15 protein-coding genes are annotated in these 17,663 nt (G+C 57.2%); 8 read left to right on the top strand and 7 right to left on the bottom strand.

Annotation, left to right across the window (positions count from 1 at the left end):
- Window positions 1-47: 47 nt before the first annotated feature.
- Window positions 48-1,511, bottom strand: a complete 1,464-nt coding sequence (locus AC2A6O_RS09520) for an MFS transporter (protein ID WP_498926601.1) — start codon at window positions 1,509-1,511, stop codon at window positions 48-50.
- Window positions 1,512-1,600: 89 nt separating this feature from the next.
- Here AC2A6O_RS09520 and AC2A6O_RS09515 point away from each other — a divergent pair, with 89 nt between their 5' ends.
- Window positions 1,601-2,173: a TetR/AcrR family transcriptional regulator gene (locus AC2A6O_RS09515; protein WP_148582527.1), complete on the top strand. Its 573-nt coding sequence runs from the start codon at window positions 1,601-1,603 to the stop codon at window positions 2,171-2,173.
- A 244-nt stretch (window positions 2,174-2,417) separates the two neighbouring features.
- Here AC2A6O_RS09515 and AC2A6O_RS09510 read toward each other — a convergent pair whose 3' ends face one another.
- The gene (locus tag AC2A6O_RS09510) at window positions 2,418-3,305 is read right to left on the bottom strand and encodes a LysR substrate-binding domain-containing protein (protein ID WP_498926600.1); all 888 of its coding nucleotides are present in this window, start codon (window positions 3,303-3,305) and stop codon (window positions 2,418-2,420) included.
- Window positions 3,306-3,398: 93 nt separating this feature from the next.
- On the opposite strand from AC2A6O_RS09510, the gene AC2A6O_RS09505 reads away from it, so the two are divergent.
- The 5 genes from AC2A6O_RS09505 to AC2A6O_RS09485 all read left to right on the top strand — a co-directional run bounded on the left by AC2A6O_RS09505 (window position 3,399) and on the right by AC2A6O_RS09485 (window position 7,968).
- Window positions 3,399-4,625 carry an MFS transporter gene (locus AC2A6O_RS09505; RefSeq protein ID WP_498926599.1) on the top strand — a complete coding sequence of 409 codons (1,227 nt, stop codon included), beginning with the start codon at window positions 3,399-3,401 and terminating at the stop codon, window positions 4,623-4,625.
- Window positions 4,626-4,973: 348 nt separating this feature from the next.
- Window positions 4,974-5,306, top strand: a complete 333-nt coding sequence (locus tag AC2A6O_RS09500; protein ID WP_148582780.1) for an ArsR/SmtB family transcription factor — start codon at window positions 4,974-4,976, stop codon at window positions 5,304-5,306.
- A complete protein-coding gene (locus AC2A6O_RS09495) occupies window positions 5,303-5,788 on the top strand; it encodes an SRPBCC family protein (RefSeq protein WP_498926598.1) in 486 nt (161 codons plus the stop codon). Before AC2A6O_RS09500 ends, AC2A6O_RS09495 begins: the two co-directional genes overlap by 4 nt.
- Before the next feature lie 366 nt (window positions 5,789-6,154).
- Entirely contained in the window at window positions 6,155-7,171 is a 1,017-nt protein-coding gene (locus AC2A6O_RS09490; protein ID WP_498926597.1) for a DUF1254 domain-containing protein, read from the top strand.
- 164 nt (window positions 7,172-7,335) lie between these two features.
- On the top strand, window positions 7,336-7,968 hold the full coding sequence (locus AC2A6O_RS09485) for a tyrosine-type recombinase/integrase (RefSeq protein WP_498926596.1): 633 nt from the start codon (window positions 7,336-7,338) through the stop codon (window positions 7,966-7,968).
- A gap of 329 nt (window positions 7,969-8,297) precedes the next feature.
- Here AC2A6O_RS09485 and AC2A6O_RS09480 read toward each other — a convergent pair whose 3' ends face one another.
- The 4 genes from AC2A6O_RS09480 to AC2A6O_RS09465 all read right to left on the bottom strand — a co-directional run bounded on the left by AC2A6O_RS09480 (window position 8,298) and on the right by AC2A6O_RS09465 (window position 12,769).
- Window positions 8,298-9,392, bottom strand: a complete 1,095-nt coding sequence (locus AC2A6O_RS09480) for a mechanosensitive ion channel family protein (RefSeq protein WP_498926595.1) — start codon at window positions 9,390-9,392, stop codon at window positions 8,298-8,300.
- Between the two features lie 57 nt (window positions 9,393-9,449).
- Window positions 9,450-10,175 carry a lipoprotein N-acyltransferase Lnb domain-containing protein gene (locus AC2A6O_RS09475; protein WP_498926594.1) on the bottom strand — a complete coding sequence of 242 codons (726 nt, stop codon included), beginning with the start codon at window positions 10,173-10,175 and terminating at the stop codon, window positions 9,450-9,452.
- 607 nt (window positions 10,176-10,782) lie between these two features.
- Window positions 10,783-10,992, bottom strand: a complete 210-nt coding sequence (locus AC2A6O_RS09470) for a hypothetical protein (protein ID WP_498926593.1) — start codon at window positions 10,990-10,992, stop codon at window positions 10,783-10,785.
- A 382-nt stretch (window positions 10,993-11,374) separates the two neighbouring features.
- Window positions 11,375-12,769, bottom strand: coding sequence for a M24 family metallopeptidase (locus tag AC2A6O_RS09465; protein ID WP_498926592.1), 1,395 nt, complete (start codon window positions 12,767-12,769; stop codon window positions 11,375-11,377).
- Window positions 12,770-13,351: 582 nt separating this feature from the next.
- Here AC2A6O_RS09465 and AC2A6O_RS09460 point away from each other — a divergent pair.
- Together AC2A6O_RS09460 and AC2A6O_RS09455 are read left to right on the top strand one after the other, a co-directional pair.
- The gene (locus tag AC2A6O_RS09460) at window positions 13,352-14,299 is read left to right on the top strand and encodes a helix-turn-helix domain-containing protein (protein ID WP_498926591.1); all 948 of its coding nucleotides are present in this window, start codon (window positions 13,352-13,354) and stop codon (window positions 14,297-14,299) included.
- 550 nt (window positions 14,300-14,849) lie between these two features.
- A complete protein-coding gene (locus AC2A6O_RS09455; protein WP_498927082.1) occupies window positions 14,850-16,154 on the top strand; it encodes a carbohydrate porin in 1,305 nt (434 codons plus the stop codon).
- Between the two features lie 274 nt (window positions 16,155-16,428).
- On the opposite strand, the gene AC2A6O_RS09450 is transcribed toward AC2A6O_RS09455, so the two are convergent.
- Window positions 16,429-17,328, bottom strand: coding sequence for a transporter (locus AC2A6O_RS09450; RefSeq protein WP_498927080.1), 900 nt, complete (start codon window positions 17,326-17,328; stop codon window positions 16,429-16,431).
- Window positions 17,329-17,663: the final 335 nt, after the last annotated feature.

Raw genomic sequence — 17,663 nt, 5'->3', positions numbered from 1 at the left:
GGCTCGGCACACATGATCCACGTCGCCGCGAACGGCTTGGCCCGATGTCATGTCCCCCTGCGCCAAATGCCGAACGCCGCACCCAGGACCATGACGGACGCCACCGCGATCACACCGACGAAAGCTTCGTCGAAGGCGCCCCGGGCCAGCGACGTGAGGTGCGCGGCAGCGCTGTCGTTCAGGCTCTCGGCAATCAGCAGCGCCTGATCGATGCTGTCGGTCACGGTCGTGCTGAGACCTGCGGGAACGGTCATGGCGCGGGTGTAGAGTGTGGTCATGACGCTGCCGAGGATGGCGATGCCTACGGCGCCGCCGAGTTCGAACGAGACCTCCTGCACCGAGGCCGCCATGCCGGCCTGTTCCTCGGGAGCGGACATCATGATCACGCTCGACGCGGCGGTCATGGTGGCCCCGATCCCGAAGCCCATGACCGCCAGAACCGAAAGCCAGAGGGCGGTCGGTCCCTGATGCGTCAGCAGGAAGGCGCCCAAGGCAAGGCCAGTCAGCGCCATCATCGAGGTCAGCACGCGCACGTCCCCAAAACGCGGCATCGCGAGGCCCGTCACGGGGCCGGCGATGAAGGATGCGGCAGAGATCGGCAGGATCAGCAGGCCCGCCTCGAGCGGCGAGAGGCCGAGAACCAGCTGAAGGCGCTGACTGAACACCAGCTCGACCCCGCTCAGGGCTCCTGCCGCCACCAGCGCAGCGACCACGCCAGAGGCAAAGCGCGCGTTGCGGAAGAGCGCGAAGTCGATCACTGGATGGATACTCGACCGCTGGCGGTGCACGAAGGCGGCCATGGCGATGATCCCGACGGCGAGAGCGACGCCAGCGGCTGCGATGGACGGGTCGCTCTTGGCGACCTCCTTGATGGCGTAGACCAAACCGACCAGCCCGACCATCACCTGGGCGGAGCCTGCAAGATCGAAGGGAGGCGCCGTTTCGGGCCGCCGATTGACCAGCATCAGCGCACCGCCAACGACGGCTGCGAGGACGATCGGCACGTTGATGAGAAAGACCGACCCCCACCAGAACCACTCCAGCAGGAGGCCTCCGAGGACGGGCCCCCCGGCTGCACCGCTGGAGGCGACGGCGGACCAGATGCCGATGGCGAAGGCGCGCTCTTTCTCGTCGGTGAAGGTAAGGCGGATCAGCGACAGGGTCGCCGGCATCATCATCGCTGCCCCTACGGCCAGCAACACCCGTGCCGCGATCAACGCCGGGGGCGTCGGTGAAAAGGCGGCCGCCAGCGAGGCGAGGCCAAAGACGGCTAGCCCGGCGAGGAACATGCGCTTGTGGCCGACTCGGTCTCCCAAACCGCCCATACCCGGCAGGAGGCCCGCTACAACCAGCGGATAGGCGTTCACGATCCATAGCTTTTCGGACGCCGTCGCGGCAAGGTCCTGGGTCAGCCTGGGCAACGCCGTGTAGAGCACCGTCATGTCGACGACGATCAGGAACAGGGCGCTCGAGACTATGGCCAGCACAAGCCAACGGTTGTGGGGAAGCATCTGGAGTTTCCTTGGGGAGTCGGGTTAGGGTTGCGTCACATGGCTGCGCATATATATAAATACAGTCGTATCGTATTGAAAGAGAGAAAATGGCCGGACGTCCCCGCTCTATCGACCGTGACAAGGTTCTGGATGCCGCCGAGGCGCTGGTGATCGCCGAAGGGGCCTCTGCGCTCAGCTTCGACGCGGTGGCGAAAGCCGCGGGGATCACCAAGGGTGGCGTGCAATACGCCTTCGGGACACGCGACAATCTGATCTGGTCAATGATCACCCGCTGGGAAGACGCTTTCGACGCCGATGTGGCCCGGCGAACCGGGCCCGATCCTTCGCCACAAGCGTTGATCCTGGGGCATCTCGCGGCAATGCGGGATGCCGATGAGGCGGACCATTCCCGTGCGGCCGTGGCCATGACCGCGCTTCTTCAACATCCCGATAGGCTGTTAGAGATGCGCGACTGGTATGCTGCCCGCTTTGGCGGACTTGATCTAACGAAGCGGGAAGACCGTCGGTTGGCAACGACCTTCCTCGCCGCAGAAGGTGCATTCCTGTTGAAGGCATTCGGTCTGCTTGCTCTTCCCGAGCCGCAGTGGAAGGCTTTGTTCGAAGAGATGCTCTCCGCGACCGCGGCCGAGCCCGAAGGGATGGAGCCAGACCAGAACTGAAGGATTGGACATGATCGTTCGGGCGAACTTAGGGCTCCAAGCAGCCATGCGGCGGCGCGGCATCTCGATCTGGACTTGGCTGGTGCCTGGTCGACATAAACGGCTCTTTGCTGCCGGTCATCCAACTCGATGTCGCTGCAGTGCGGCCAGTCGCAGGAGACATTCATTGCAACTGCTCAACCAGTTAATTCGGCAAGGTCGGCAGCGCGGGACGAAGCACCATTTCGCTGCGATTGCACCAATGTCAACTTTCAGCCGCACAGTCAGACATATCCTCTTTAAGCCAGTCGACAAATGTTACGACCGCTGGTCGCTCGAAAGTTTCAGGAAGGGTGACGGCATAATATGCAAAGGTTGTTGGCCATGCGGTGTCGAGAGCATGGACAAGCTGCCCTGATGCCAGTCCTTCTTTCACATAAATATCGTTGAGCAGTGCAAGGCCCTGTCCGTCGATCACAGCTTTGACAGTCAGAAAATCGTTGCCGTATTGCGGGCCATAAGTTGCTTTGCTGGCGTCAATGCCTTGCGCCTCGAACCAGATTGACCAGTCCTTGCCAGTGGCATCGGGCAGTAACTTATGATTCAGGCAATCTGAGGGCTTGATCAGCGGGCCAGTCTTTTCCAACAATGCCGGGCTGGCGACCAGCACAAGTTCCGGCGAACACAGCCACTCCGAGTGCATGCCTGAATACATGCCAAGCCCGTGGCGGATTGCAAGGTCGACCGGCTCCGATCTGAGATCGACAAGGCGGTCATCGGTTTCGACCGAGACCCTGATTCTGGGATGCACGTCGGCAAATCGTCCAAGACTTGCCACCAGCATGGTATGCGCAAAACTTGCGGATGAGTTGATACGGATCGTTTTATCATTGCTGACAAAGTGCTTCTTTGTCGCCTTTTCAAGGGTGGCGAATGATGCGCTTACGTCTGACTGAAGCGCCAATCCCGCAGGTGTCAGCATCAAACCATTCTTGCTGCGTTTGAACAGCCGCGATCCATGACGCTCTTCGATTGCGCGTATCCGCTGGCTGATGGCACCCGGGGTCACGCCCAGTTCATGGGCGGCATCCTGCATCGTGCCCGCACGCGCAACGACATGGAATGTATGGAGGTCCTGAATCCGTATAGCCATGACTAACTTTAGCTTAGCTAAAGTAAAAGGGCCAGGTTTTCGTTCGTCTTAGTCTGGCTCGTGTGGCACTCCATGCAGATAAGGAGACCGCACATGTCAGACCCCAATCCCATCCCGCCAAAGCAGAACTGGGCCATTGTTGCCTTTGGATTTCTCGCGTTGTCGCTGGCCTTTTCTGCCCGTGCGGCACTGGGATTGATCATGCCTGTCTGGCAAGCCGAGTTTGGCTGGACCAGCAGCTACATCTCCGGCGTCGGGGCCGTTGCGCTTGTGATCATGGCAATCATCGCGCCCTTTGCCGGGCGGTTGGTGGATCGTCGCGGGTCACAATTCACACTCAACCTCGGTATGGGATTGCTGGGCATCGGCTGTGCACTCGTGGCGCTGATGAACGGGAAGCTGATGTTCATTATCGGGTTTGCCGGGTTCTGTGCCGCAGGATTTGGCATCGTTGCCACGCATGTGGTAGCCACGGTAGTCACCCGCAGCTTTTCAACCAATCATGGACTGGCAACGGGGGTCGGCACATCGGGGGGCACGGGTGGCCAGTTCCTGATCGTTCCGCTCATCGCAGCCGTTTTGGCATTTGCAAGCTGGCGGTGGAGCTTTGGCGCGCTGTCGCTCGCCAGCCTCGCCCTGATCCCCTGTATTCGTATGAGCATGCAGGCAGACGGTCCGACGGTGGAAGAGAATGACACACCCAACGTCCGGCCCACACTGCGAAACGACCTGACTGACATTCTGCGACAACCGGCTTTTCACCTGTTGTTCTGGAGTTTTCTGATATGCGGGTTCACCACAACAGGTGTGATCGAGACCCATTTGTTGCCCTTTGCAGCGTTCTGCGGCTTTCCACCGCTCCCGAGCGCAACCGCTTACGGCCTCTTATCCTTCGTCAATCTGGTCGGTATGATCGGGGCCGGCTGGCTGACGGACCGGGTCAATCGTCCTATGCTTCTTGCGGCCATATACATACTGCGCGCCCTGACATTCGTCCTGCTCGCAAGCATTCCCGGCACATCCGTCGAAATGTTGTTCCTGTTTGCTGCTCTGTTCGGAGCGGTCGATTATTCGACCGTCCCGGTGACCGCCAGTCTGGTAGCCAGCAACGTGGGCATCAAAAAGATGGGGCTGGCGATGGGACTCATCTCCGCAGGGCACGCCATCGGCGGCGCGATGGGTGCGTTCGCGGGTGGTTATCTGTTCACCGCACACCATGCTTACGATCTTGTCTGGATAGGCTCCGTCTGGTTTGCGCTCGGAGCGGGGGTTCTGGCACTGTTCCTGAAAGCTCGGCCAGAAGGCAAAGCAGCGGCATAGCAGACGTTCGCCTCTACCGCAGCAAGTGTAAAAGTGGGCTCTAAGCGGACTTGCAGCGCCACAGCATCCCGATCCGGACATTGGCTGGTGCCTGGCCGACACAAACGGCCCGGAGCTGCCATTCACGCGCTGATACGTTGCTGCGACGCAACTCGGCAAAGCCGACCTTCGTTGCGTCTGCAAAGACGATTGTCTGCCAGATGCCTGCACTGCGGACAAAGCGTCCCTTTTGGAAACTCCGTCAATGTTTGCTCAGATGGTCGTCATCGAGAGCAGCAACGCGGGGCTGAAGCAGACATCATATTATACTGCTTGTTTAATTAACAAGATTGTATAATAATAACGAGTATGACTGAGTCCGAACAACTCGACGCCACCTTCGCAGCATTGGCCAATCCAACCCGTAGGGCGCTTCTTGCGCATCTCGCCAAGGGGGAGGCCACTGTGAATGCGCTTGCGGAACCGTTCGACATGACGCTCCCTGCCGTGTCGAGACACATCCGTGTTCTGGAAAAAGCGGGTTTGGTCACACGCGGGAAAGATGCACAATTCCGACCGTGCAAACTGAATGCAGCCCCTTTGCGCGTCGTCGCCAATTGGGCCGACCAATACCGCGAAATCTGGGAGCTCCGCTTCGACGCGATGGACAGTGTCCTGCAATCAATGAAGGAAAAGCCATGAGTGATCTGCAAAGCTGGGTAAAGATTGAGCGTGAGCTTGACGCGCCAATCGAAGATGTCTGGGCTATGTGGACTGACCCAGAGCTTTTTAAGTCATGGTATGGGCCGATGGGGATGTCAGTCCCAACCGCAGAGATGGATGTCGTTGTCGGTGGGACGCGCAAGGTTTGCATGGAGATGACCTCGCCGGAGCGCACGATGTCGATGTGGTTCACGGGAGTCTACAAGGAGGTCTGCAGACCGTCGCGCCTTGTCTATACAGAGAGCATGTGCACCGAGGACGGCACGATTATTTCGCCGCTGAGCATGGGAATGCCAGAAGGCACACCCGACATCACCGAGGTGATCATCGAACTGAACGAAGTCGATGGAAAGACCGTGATGACGATGGCCCAAGTCGGTGTTCCCGAAGGGGCTGCGGTCGAAGGTGGTTGGAAACAGGCATTCGACAAACTCGCGGAACGCTTGGCAGCTCAGGAATAGGCTTGGTAACTCGCTAGATCGGCCCTGGTCGGAACTTCCTGCACGGCGCAGCACATCAGAGCGGTCATTCGTCCTAGACGCAGCATCGGTGTCTATGGGCTCTGAGCGGATTTGCGGCGGCGCAGCATCCCGATCCTGACTTTGGCTGAAGCCTGGTCGACACAAACGGCCCTTTGCCGACATTCACCTGCTGATAGGGTGCTGCGATGCAACTCGCCAAAGCCGCCCTTCGTTGCGTCTGTAAAGAGGATTGTCTGCCAGATGCAGGCACTGCGGGCGAAGTTGACGTTGAGGCAAGTCAATGCATGGCTTCAGAGAAGCTTCAAGATGACCGAGAGCAAACTCGGTTGAGGGAACTGAAGTATCATGAGACTTCTTCGACTTGCTGCAATTGCAGTTCTCACGACCGGTCTTTTTTCGGTGCCCGCTCTAGCCGAGGATATCACGATCCAGAACCTCATGCGCGCCGAGAGCGACACGATGTTTCGGGTCACGATGCAGACCAACGGGACCAGCGTCGGTGAGATCGCCCATGAGCGCGAGGTCGCCTCTGCCGATGCGCCGCAGCCGATCATCCGCGCCAACCAGGACACGTTGTACTCCGTCGCCATCATCGACCTGTCGGAGCCGGTGACGGTGACCCTGCCGGACGGCGACGGACGGTTTCAGTCGGTACTGGTGATCAGCCAGGATCACTACAACTTCGCCTACGCCGATCCCGGTTCCTACGAGTTGACCGAGGACGAGGTCGGGACCCGCTTCGCGATGCTGCTGTTCCGCACCTTCGTCGACGCGGGCGATCCCGACGATGCCGCCCGCGCCCATGCCGTGCAGGACGGCATTGTCATTGAAGGCGGCAGAACCGGTCCCTTCGAAGCGCCGGACTGGGATCTCGAGGCCCTCGCTGCAGCGCGCCAGGCCGTCAGCGACTTGGCAGCGGTCGTTGGACTTGAGTCCACCACCTCCTTCGGTCGCCGAGGCGAAATCGATCCGCTCGACCACCTGATCGGAATGGCTGGCTGGGCTGGGCAACCGGGTACCACGGCTCAGGGCATCGTTGGCGCCGTCGACAGGAATGACGGCGAAACGCCGCATGTGGTGACCGTCAGGGACGTGCCGGTGGACACTTTCTGGTCGATCACCGTCTACGACGCTGAAGGCTACCTGGCGCCCAACAACCTCGGCCGGAACAGCTACAACCAGACCTCGGCCACGCCGAACAAAGATGGCTCCTACACCATCCACTTCGGCGGCTGCGAGGATGGCCGGATCAACTGCATCCCGATAACGCCGGGCTGCAACTACACGATCCGCCTCTATCAGCCCCGCGCCGAAATCCTCGACGGAAGCTGGACCTTTCCCGAGTTCCTGCCCGCCGGCTAATTGCAATCCCGAAACCGGGAAAGTTGAAGTCTGCGAGACCGGTCAAGCGAGATCCACTCAGGGCTCCAAGCGACCATTGCCCGCTTCACCAAAACGTAACATATCATTGCTTGCTCGACTGTCGTGAGTGTTGCGGTGGGTAGGAGTGGTTCGGAGGAACCGCTATGTCTACATTCAACTTACCGATGGTGGTGCCCGCCAAGAAGGCATGGAACCGCAGTCGTGTTGTCGGCCAGAAGAGGCCACTGCTCCCAAAGCACGTCTGGGCGATCCGTGTTCGCCTTGAACTGGCTGGCGCTGTCCGTGATCTGGCCCTATTCAATATGGCAGTCGATAGCAAACTGCGCGGCTGCGATCTGGTCCGGCTGAAAGTCGCAGACGTCTTCTCGGCTGGCGCAGTCAAGGAACGGACTTCGATCTTGCAGAGCAAGACAAAATCACCGGTGCGGTTTGAGATCACCGAGGGCACCCGAAGGGCCCTCATGGAGTGGATCAGCAATCCGGTTATGATTGGCCACGAGTACCTCTGGCCCGGCCGATTTCATGATCGCCCGCATATATCGACGCGGCAATACGCTCGTCTCTTAAAAGACTGGGTGCGTTCAATCGGCTTGGAACCCAGCGCGTATGGCACGCATTCCATGAGACGGACGAAGGTTGCCCAAATCTATAAAAAGACCGGCAACCTGCGAGCGGTTCAGCTTCTTCTCGGCCACACGAAGATGGACAGCACCCTTCGATACCTTGGCGTGGAACTCGAAGACGCGCTAACGATCTCTGAAGGCGTAGAGATATAACGAAGGGGCCGGTGGCAACACCGGCCCTGAGCAACTGTTGGCCGTAGTCTCAATCGATGGAGGCTTTGCGCTCCGATAACAAACGCGGACTTTTAAACCAATCCTCCTTAGTCAATAACTCGCTGCGCTCCGCATCAAGGTCCTGACAGGACGTTTCGCTGCTTTTGGATGAATGACGCACAAGTCGCGGGGTGTTGACCGTCCAATTTTATGGGACATCTCGGCAAACACGCCAATCAAGGAAGCAATTGGCAAACAGGGGGCTGAGGTCGAACCACCTAAAACTTGGAGCCTCGTCACGAGATGTCAGCAAGCGCGATTCTTTTGGCCTAGCTGCCACTTGCCGACACAATCGTGCGCGTCGGAAACGCAAAGGATGTCCCTGCGCCTTCGACGATCCTTTTCACTTCCAGGAGCAGCCGCTCCTTGACCGCGAGATACTCTCCGAATTCCGTTGTTTTCGTGTAGCACCAGACCAGTATATCTACCGAGCTGTCTGAAAAGCTGTCTGAGTAAATATAGGTTGGGACCTCGCTTTCCAGTACGAAATCGTCGCTTTCACGGACGTAGGTCCTGATGTCGTCGCGGATTTTGGTGAGTTGTTCTGCCGTCGTTCCGTAGACAACCTTGATGGTCCAGTAGATCTGCCGCTGATCCCGCCGGGTGAAATTCTTCATCGCCGTATTAGCAAGGTCGGCATTGGGAACGTGAACGGCTGCCTGGTCGAATTGACGGATCAGCGTGGAGCGCAGTTCCACCTTCTCGACAATGCCTTCCACAACCCCTTCGACGCGGATCCAGTCGCCGATTTCAAACCGGCGCTCACCCATGCTTGCCACACCTGCGATCAGATTGCGGAACAGATCCTGCGCAGCAATCGCCATACCGGCCCCAAGCACGCCCATGCCTGTCAGAACGGGGCCTATATCGACGCCCCAGACCTGAAGCACGGAGACCAGGCCCAAAACAAAGACAATGGCCTTGAAGATTTTCTTCAACCAATCGATTTGCAGATGGCTCCGCCCACGTTTTGCGTTGACGACCCATCTGGCCACGGCATCAACCAGTGAATAGGCCGCGGAAAAAACGGCTGCGAGCACCACGGAAATCACCAGTCGCTCGAGCGTCTGGTTTATCAACGGTGGAAGGTTTAATGCGCCCAGCAATCCATAGAGCGGAAGGGAAATGATCAACACGCGGATTACCGGCAGTGCAGCCCGCCGGACAACATTGTTCAGTGGCATTCTGATGGTCTGAGCGATATGCGCCGAAAAAGTGTAAAGAGCCTTTGAAATCTGTTTACGGGCGATGAAAACGAACAGAAACAAAAAGGCACCGACGGAAATCTCGCTCCAGTTGAGGTTTTGACCCCAGGCGAAGATCTGCGTCCAAAGCTGAGTGGCTATTGCTTCTAAATAATCCACGTCTGTATCCAGCCTTTCTCGTGAGACTTCAGTGCTCGAGTATTCCCTTCCAAATGATCATGGCTGTCCGATGCGTGAGCGAAGATGTTCACTCCAGGATCGTGCATCGGAAAACTCCCATGGAGGACGCACGCCCGCGCCCAATTTCCGCTGTCGAACCAGTTCCGTCTCGCTGACCGAGTTGTCGATCAGGCCGAGCCCCTGGAGCAGTCCGACAGAAGCGCCGGGTACCCAGCGCCTGTAGTCGTACCAAGGCACGGTTTTCTCGATCTCGGGACTGAGCTTGATCAGTGTTGTAAAACAGCTTTCCGATATCGTTGAGTAGAATTGAGGTGCGTCATGCACCTCGGCAACAAACTCCAGCAGGCGTCTGAGGTAGGCTCGGATCTGAGACGGTGTCCCTTGGAGGTTGAAGAAATAGAGTTCGTTTGGCGGAATGTGGGCTAGACGCTTCCATAGCAAGTCGCGTTCTGTTCCAATGACGGGATACAGCTGATCGTGTTTCAAGAAGCCGGCCAGCGCATCGAACTTATCCCAACTGGTGCGCCGGGCTTCGAATGAAACTGCCAATCGATCCCCATTTGAAAATTCGAAGCTTGTCATCACATGCACGGTCGCAAGCGAAGGGCCGAACGGCTGAAGAATAAGCTGGGCGCCGGATACCTTTCCCAGGTCAAATGAATGTGTCGTCCAGCGTGGCTGCGCAAGCGCACCAACGGGGTGGATTGCATCGCGGAAATTGACAACCGTTACAAGGTCACCGTTGAATGTGGCATCAGCCATGCGGGCGTGGAGCGGAACGAAGGATTGCGGATAAAGGTCCTTGTTGGCATAGGCAACAAAGAAAAAACACAGCCCGCCGCAAACGATGACGCGACGGATCAGCTGCTTCTCACCGGGAAAAAACCATAGAAGGGCAACCGTAGGGACAATCAGGATCGCAAGTCCGGTCCGAACAAAGTCGGACCACCCGAGCCAATAATAGCTGGCCGCACTTGCAAATAGAGCGGCAAGGAAAACGGCGGCCGCGAAAACGACTCGAGACAAACGAAACCGCATTAAACTGCCTCGGCCATAGGTGCGCGTTCCCGCTGGTACGGTCCAATTCGCAAATTGATAGGAATTTGTAAAAGCAATTCATCCCCCCGGAATAAATTGGCACCTCAGAAGCACGCCGTAACGGCCCTCAAATCAAACAGCTGGTGTCTCTTGAATACGCAAACAAGCTGAGCGCATGAACCCGACAATCGCAGGCGAGCATTGAATGGACAAATGGTTGCGACACGGATCAACCTGATCCTTGAAACAGAAAACGCAGAGGTTTCCGGCTGCGGCAGCGTGAACTTGCAAAACCAGACGCTCGATCCTTAAACGCCATCGCGCTGGTACCTTAGGGCCGCTGGTCCTTGTCTGTTTTGGTCTGACTTCCATCCAGGAGCACAAGAACCAGGTTCACAACACCGAAGACAAGAATTGCGCCGAAAACGAAGCCACCAAACCGTTTCGGATCCATACCAACAGGAACGTTAAACAACAGAACAATCATTCCAAAGAGGGCCGTGAGAAGTATACCAGTGGCAAGAGAGTTTTTGAGGTTCATGCTGTTTCCAAACACAGTTTAGATTTTGGCGGCTGCGCCTCTCGCCGGATTTGTCTCAAGAGACACCGATCGGGCCACCTTGCAGAACGCGCGATCCGGTTTTCAGAAAGTCGGGTGCCCGGCGGCTTCCCGGATCGACATAGAAAGCGGGCCACAACGACACTCAGAGGCCATTGGCAAGTCAGACCGACGACTGCCCCTTGGCGCTGACAAAATCGAGACGGGACTCTGCGGCACGAAAAGGCGATTTATGGCCCTCACACGCGTGCCTCAGTGGTGGTGATGCCCCGCTCCTCTCTGTGGCTTCGACTGTTCTTTCTGTAAATGTCCCCAGAGGGACTTTCATCGCGATTCCGAGAAAGCCCCACCGGAGAACGCGTCGCTATACGTTCCAGAATATCGAATCTGGGGCCATGGTGAACCGCTCGTATCCATCTTCGGTAATCACAAAGGAGTCTTCAATGTTGTACGGTCCCGGTGCGGGAGCTCCCTCGGCCGCCATATACGAGCACTCCATACTAATGCACATGCCAGGCTGGAATACGGTTTCCTCATTTACCGAGATCTTGGGAACGTCCTCTGCTGTCGGAGCCACGCTAATGCCGTGCCCCATGTGTCCTCGGGGATAAACAGGAATAACCGACGACTTTTCCACTTCTGCTCGGATGGCAGCATAAAGATCCTTCATCTTCACGCCAGGCGCGAGCATCTCAAGGCCTTTTGCGAAGCCGGCATACAATGCGTCGTAGGTATCCACCTGCGCTTGATTTGGCTGCGAGCCACCAACAACCCAGGTACGCGAGATGTCACTGATATAGCCCAAATGCACACCGCCGCCATCAATACGCGCAACATCGCCCTCCTGGATTACATAGTTCCGAGGGGCTAAGCCGATGCCCCAATAAGGTCCTATTCCAGTCTGGTAGCCAAGAGTGCTCATGGAGTTTTCTCTATCTTCCTCCCAAGCGGCTATTTGAATTATCTTGTCAAAACCCATGGCGTTCATCCCAGGTTTCAGTTCCCGAGCTGCGCGCGCCATGAAACGCTCCGCATGTTGGGCCGCCAATCTCAGCATATCGACTTCCCAAGGAAACTTGATCAGGCGCGATTCAAACATCACGCCGCTACAGTCCGTTAGCGGCGTTCCGTTTAATTCACTTTCTATGTAATCCCTAAATCCTCCGAGCAACATGCCCGCCTCGATACCGATTTTTCCATCTGGTCCCAAGTAACCCTTTGCAATATTCAATGCAGCTTTAATGGTAAGCGCCGGGTCAAGGACAGGATCGCGTTCCTGATGTGACTCCGCTGTTCCGTCATCTACAAAAACGAAACCGGCTACGGACTCATACTCAACATCTATTGTCTGTCTTGGGGCATCATCTTTTTCGTACAAGCTGACGATTAGATGCGCCTTCCCTTCTGCCGGAATAACTGCCGCCGTCTGGGATCCTGCAGGAACCCCTGGTGCGTAGGCGAATTTGGAAAAATAGCCCGTTGAATAGAGTATGTTTTCCGGGTTAATCAGCAAGAGAACATCAAATCCTTCTCGCTGCATAATGCCTTGAAGACGGGACAGAATATCGTTGTGTGGTCGCTGGGCCGCCAAGGGGTGCCAGTTCTTGCCGTCCTCGGGTGGCGTCACGGAAAACTGGTCCATTGATCCTTCGAACATGTTCGTTTGGGCCGTCGCCGACCCGGAGGCGACCGCTGGAAGAAACAACCCACCAGCCGTTGCCGCTGTTCCAAGACCAAATTGTCTACGAGAAAGTTTCATATCACGCCTCTGTGTTCATGGGTTCTCTTGGGATTTGGTTCGTATTTCGAAGATGATGAGGGGGGCGGACTTGCCATCTCAAACCCAACACGCACCGCTGACGCGCTTTCACTGACACCGTCAGGATCGGACGTTCGACACCCTTGGTAGATAGGTAACCGTGTTGACGTGGCTGACGGCCGCAATGAAGCGACGCTTGAAACCGTGGCCCCGATCATCCGTGCAGACCAGAGTCCTCGATGCTCCAAGGCGACGAAGGTATTCGCCGGGCGCTTGCGGCGCGACTGCGGCAGCGCGGTCATGGAAAAGCCAGCGAGGAAATGGCGAAGAGGCATTGCGAAGGATCGCAGCAGCATCACCATTCCTATTTGCCCTCGAATTTCATGATCTAAACCAGTTTCAGCGGAATGCCCGACAATTTTGAAGCATCTGCACCTACGTCATTTTGCCAGTAAAAGGGGTGAATCTCACTAAAATGAAGGTGAAAATCGTCCAATTTCGATTACTTGCCCCAAAACATAGGTGCAGATTTTCCGATCCGGGCTAAGGTGTATGTAGTATCTAGACCAACTGAGGGTGGAGATGGCTGACTGGAAGCAAAAAGCGCCAAATTCCGAATGTCTTGAGCGGCTACCCACGACTTACTCGGCACTTGTCCAACTGGATCCGGGTCACCTTGGCTTGACCAGCGTTGAAGTGCGTGGGCGAGACAGCTTCATCATTCATTCCAAGACGGGTGCCCGGTCAATCTGGACGACGGTTCCTGAAGCGGATTGGGTCGGTTACATCATTCCCATCACCTGGAAGGGCGAATTCATTCTGAATGGCATGACCGCGACGCCAAATACCGTCTTCAGTCTCGACGGCGCACATGAGTTCGACTTCGTTTCGGAGTATCGGGACGCAATCACGGTCGGTATACGCAAGTCGGTGCTGAACCGAAAGATCTCCGCTTTGATCGGCAGAGATTTCAGTCTTGCTGTTGGCACTCACCGCCAGAAGTACGTTCCGACGCCCTACAGGGAGCGGCTGCGGGGGATCTTCTGGAAGCCGCTTGCCTGTGCCTCGTTGAAGGGGCCGGGAGGCACCTTTGGCAGGTTGCCGCGTGCCGTTGAACTTGCGATGATCGAAGCCGCTGCAGACTGGACCATCGAGACGACTCAACTGAAAATGAGCGAGACGGCAAACTCCAGGCGCGAGCTGAATATTGTTCGGGACTCCATTCGTAAAATCAGGGGCGCCGATTGTTCTCTCCTTACCGTTGCCCATCTCTGCCGCATGGCAGGTGTGGGCAAGTCACGACTGCACCAGGCATTCTTTGAGATATATAGAATTTCGCCGGGCGCGTACTTGCATCGACTTCGCCTCACATCGGTTCGGGAGAAGTTGCTTTCAGAGGAAGCGCCTCCAAGATCCGTAAAGGATGTGGCCATTCAGCATGGATTCTTGAGCAGTGGCCAGTTTGCCCGTGCATATAGAGATATGTTCGGCGAGTTGCCCAGCCAGACCCTCAGCGCAAGAAATACATGATAGGGATCAATGCGTCCGTATACGCTGGGAACCCGCTTGCGATGACACCGGAGTGTCGCCCCTGACACGAATAGTGATCCGTGGTGAACTATCCGTCAGCGATCCGAGAAGTGATCTGCAGGTCCAAGTTTCGCCTGCCGGCAGATGCGCCTTAGTCTGAAGCCAGATGCCGGTGTGACCTGATGCGGTGGATGCCCCCCATCCGGCAACATACATGCCAGGGAACCGAGCCTTCGCAGTGTCAGCAACAGGCTCCGGCTCGAACAACAATGAAGGTGCAGATCATCCGGTTTCGCGTCCCAAAAACAAGGTGCAGATCTTCCGATCGGAGCTGTAGAACGTCTGAACAACCTAGCCCTGTGAACGGCTTGGGGTAGACTGGCCGGGATCACAAAGGACCGTCCCGATGCCAAAGCAGCCAGCCTTGTCCGGCCTCCGCAGCGCGATGAAGAAGATCAAGAAAAAGCAGACGCGGAGGGAGAAGTTCCGCGCCAGCATGGGCGAGGTGGTTCCATGGATCTGGTTTCTCGCGCTGATCGAGCCGCACTGTGTGAGGGCAGGGCCGAAAACAGGGCCGAAGACCGGGCCGAAGAAGGCGGGGCGTCCGACGCTTCCTCTGACCGCGAAAATCGGCAGCGCGGTGGCGGGCGTGCTCCTTGGCTTCACGGTTCCCTCAACCTTGCACGCGCAACCTAAAATCGACTCGCTCGCCGGGCCGGATTCGACGTCGGCCCTGCTTGCGGCTGACGATCAGGAACGAGACACGGTTCTCGACGTCAATTTCCTGAAGTCATGGTTGGAATGGAAAGCCTCGATAAAGGATCGCACGGGCTTCGATTTCGGGTTCGACTATATCACCCTTGGGTATGTCGCGTCACACAGCTTGGGCGAGAACACGGCCGCCTCCGGCGTCTTTCGTCTCTTCGGAGAGTGGGAACTGTTCGGGCGCAGCTCCGGAAACACGGGCACCCTGCTTTTCAAGGTGGACAACCGCCAACGCCTGGACACCGTCCCGGTCAAGGATTTCGCCGAGGAACTGGGATATGCCGGTATTATCGGCCCCACCTACAGTGATCAGGGGTGGCGGTTGACGCATCTCTACTGGAACCAGAATTTCGCCGGTGGGCGCGGGGCCGTTTATCTGGGTTTGCTTGATGTCACCGATTATACCGATGCCTATGCGCTTGCGAGCCCCTGGCAGGGATTCGCCAACCTCGCCTTCCAGACCGGGTCAGGAACCATAGGCGGGCTGCCCGACGCCGCGCTGGGTGTGGCCGTGGGATCTTTCCTGAACGACAAGATTTACATGGGGGGCGGGATCGTGGACGCCAACGCGGATGCGGCGAACCCCTTCTCCGACACCCTGTTCGACGAGGGAGAGACCTTCAAGTCTTTCGAGGTGGGTTGGACGAGCGGGGCCAAGGCGCGGTTTTTCAACAATGCGCATGTAACCTTTTGGCAGATTGACGCGCGCGAGCAGGCTGGCACGCCCGACGGTTACGGCGTGGCCTTCAGTGCCAGCCAGGTCGTGCGTGAGCGCTGGTTTCCGTTCCTGCGTGGTGGCTGGGCGGACGGAGGCGACAGTCTCTATGAGGCCTCTGTCAGTGCCGGTTTCGGATACAGCCAGGATCCCACGAGCAGCATTTTCGGCCTTGGCGTCAACTGGAGCCGACCGAACGAAGATACGTTCGGTCGCAAACTGGATGACCAGATCACTGTCGAGGCCTTTATGAAGTGGCAGCTCACCGAGGCCATCGAACTGACCCCGAGCGTGCAGTACATCCACAATCCTGCCCTGAACCCCGAAGACGACTCGATAGCTCTGCTGGGTCTTCGGTTCCGAGCGGCCCTATAAACAGCAAGGCACGATGAAATCGTTTTATGTATTCGACCCCATCTTGCCATCCTCGATGCCAACAGGCGTCACCCGATCAAAGCCTGTCTCCGGATCCATGACCCGGCCCTGCCTGATCACCGGATCAAATTACAGGGCGATGGTGCGGTGAGTGCCACAAGTTCAATGGCAATGGCCGCAATCCGGGCGTCGTCCGGTTCCCTCACTGCATTGGATTATCAATGCGTATTCGCATGACGTCGTATCTTGATCGGGCTTGCACGTCACTGATGTATCACTTCGGAAATAGAAATGTTACCGATGCCCGTGCGCCCCAATCCGGGCCACCGTCCGGCTTTTCCGCGTAGACACGCCCGCCAAGCTGAAAACTCACATGCTGGTCGCCAATGGTGACAAGCTGCGACACCGCTGCGTTGATCGGGACTGTCCATTGGTCGGCATTCCAATCGTAGGTCGACTCCGTGAGCAGAGCAAAAGTTGTGGCGGACTGCGTGGTGTAACTGACAAACGGCTGAAGGAACGTGGCATTGACGGGGTCCCTGTCGTCCGGGTCCGTCAAACCCCAAAGGTGATTGGCCAAAAGACCGTAGGTCCACCCGCCATGCTGCCTGAGACCAACGGCCGTCGGCCCCAGACCGAGCTGACGCCCCTGAAAGGCTGAATCCGTCGCTGTCGGTAAAAGCGCGACTGGTCCAGCCCCGACAATCCAGCCGCCGACCGCAGCGCTTGGCGATAGAAAGAGGGACTGAACAGTATCGCCAAGTCCGAAGGTGCTATCGATCCCGTCAGCAGGCGTATCTCGCCAGCGAACGGGCACAATCGTCCTGGAAATCAGATTCCAGTCTTCATTCAGTTTAAAAGGTATGACCGGCTGAATGTTCAGGATGGTGGCATCGGCGTCCTTGGGGCCGATTCCCGTGTCCCAATTGAATTGGAAGGGAACGCTGATCAGGCTAGCCACCGGGTTGGAAAGCTGTTTGGCGAGGTCAGCCGCATCCTTGTCGCCATCGTCATCAACATCCCCATGCTCGGAGACGATGCCGGTACTTTGCGCATGTGCGAGTGTCGAAGCCCCGATCAGAGCCGCAACCGTCAATGCTGCAACGACAGCGCAGTGCACCCGGGGGGCAATGCAGCGTATTTTGTCTGCGTCTTGATTACCGGTTCCCCGCATCATGTTCAAACATCCTCACTCAGGCGCCAAAGTTCCCAGAAAGTGGCTGAACCGGTTCAAGAAATCATGGCAGAAGCAAAACTTCACTGCCAGTCAAGTTTTCTCTCACGCAATACCAGAATCCGAATTTCATCCTTACCAACTATATCCATTACGCCAAGCCATTTGATCGAAAGTCTCAAGCAAATCGAGGTGTATATTCTCCGATTATCGAGGAACTTGGATCTGAGAACGAGGAAAATCTTTTCGGCGGAAAGATTTACGCCGGATCGCCGCCCAGCATCACCGACAATAAAACAACGCAGCTTGTTCGCCTTCCGACGCCCGTACCCAAG

This window comes from Labrenzia sp. ATLA3, assembly GCF_057180185.1.
This window is presented reverse-complemented; position numbering and strand designations above follow the sequence as displayed.

Excerpts from the sequence above, each read along its gene's own strand:
- AC2A6O_RS09500 (WP_148582780.1), top strand. The coding sequence starts at position 4,974 with ATGACTGAGTCCGAACAACTCGACGCCACCTTCGCAGCATTGGCCAAT.
- AC2A6O_RS09510 (WP_498926600.1), bottom strand. The coding sequence starts at position 3,305 with ATGGCTATACGGATTCAGGACCTCCATACATTCCATGTCGTTGCGCGT.
- AC2A6O_RS09485 (WP_498926596.1), top strand. The coding sequence starts at position 7,336 with ATGTCTACATTCAACTTACCGATGGTGGTGCCCGCCAAGAAGGCATGG.
- AC2A6O_RS09460 (WP_498926591.1), top strand. The coding sequence starts at position 13,352 with ATGGCTGACTGGAAGCAAAAAGCGCCAAATTCCGAATGTCTTGAGCGG.
- AC2A6O_RS09475 (WP_498926594.1), bottom strand. The coding sequence starts at position 10,175 with ATGGCTGATGCCACATTCAACGGTGACCTTGTAACGGTTGTCAATTTC.
- AC2A6O_RS09450 (WP_498927080.1), bottom strand. The coding sequence starts at position 17,328 with ATGCGGGGAACCGGTAATCAAGACGCAGACAAAATACGCTGCATTGCC.
- AC2A6O_RS09465 (WP_498926592.1), bottom strand. The coding sequence starts at position 12,769 with ATGAAACTTTCTCGTAGACAATTTGGTCTTGGAACAGCGGCAACGGCT.
- AC2A6O_RS09515 (WP_148582527.1), top strand. The coding sequence starts at position 1,601 with ATGGCCGGACGTCCCCGCTCTATCGACCGTGACAAGGTTCTGGATGCC.
- AC2A6O_RS09490 (WP_498926597.1), top strand. The coding sequence starts at position 6,155 with ATGAGACTTCTTCGACTTGCTGCAATTGCAGTTCTCACGACCGGTCTT.
- AC2A6O_RS09470 (WP_498926593.1), bottom strand. The coding sequence starts at position 10,992 with ATGAACCTCAAAAACTCTCTTGCCACTGGTATACTTCTCACGGCCCTC.
- AC2A6O_RS09495 (WP_498926598.1), top strand. The coding sequence starts at position 5,303 with ATGAGTGATCTGCAAAGCTGGGTAAAGATTGAGCGTGAGCTTGACGCG.
- AC2A6O_RS09520 (WP_498926601.1), bottom strand. The coding sequence starts at position 1,511 with ATGCTTCCCCACAACCGTTGGCTTGTGCTGGCCATAGTCTCGAGCGCC.
- AC2A6O_RS09505 (WP_498926599.1), top strand. The coding sequence starts at position 3,399 with ATGTCAGACCCCAATCCCATCCCGCCAAAGCAGAACTGGGCCATTGTT.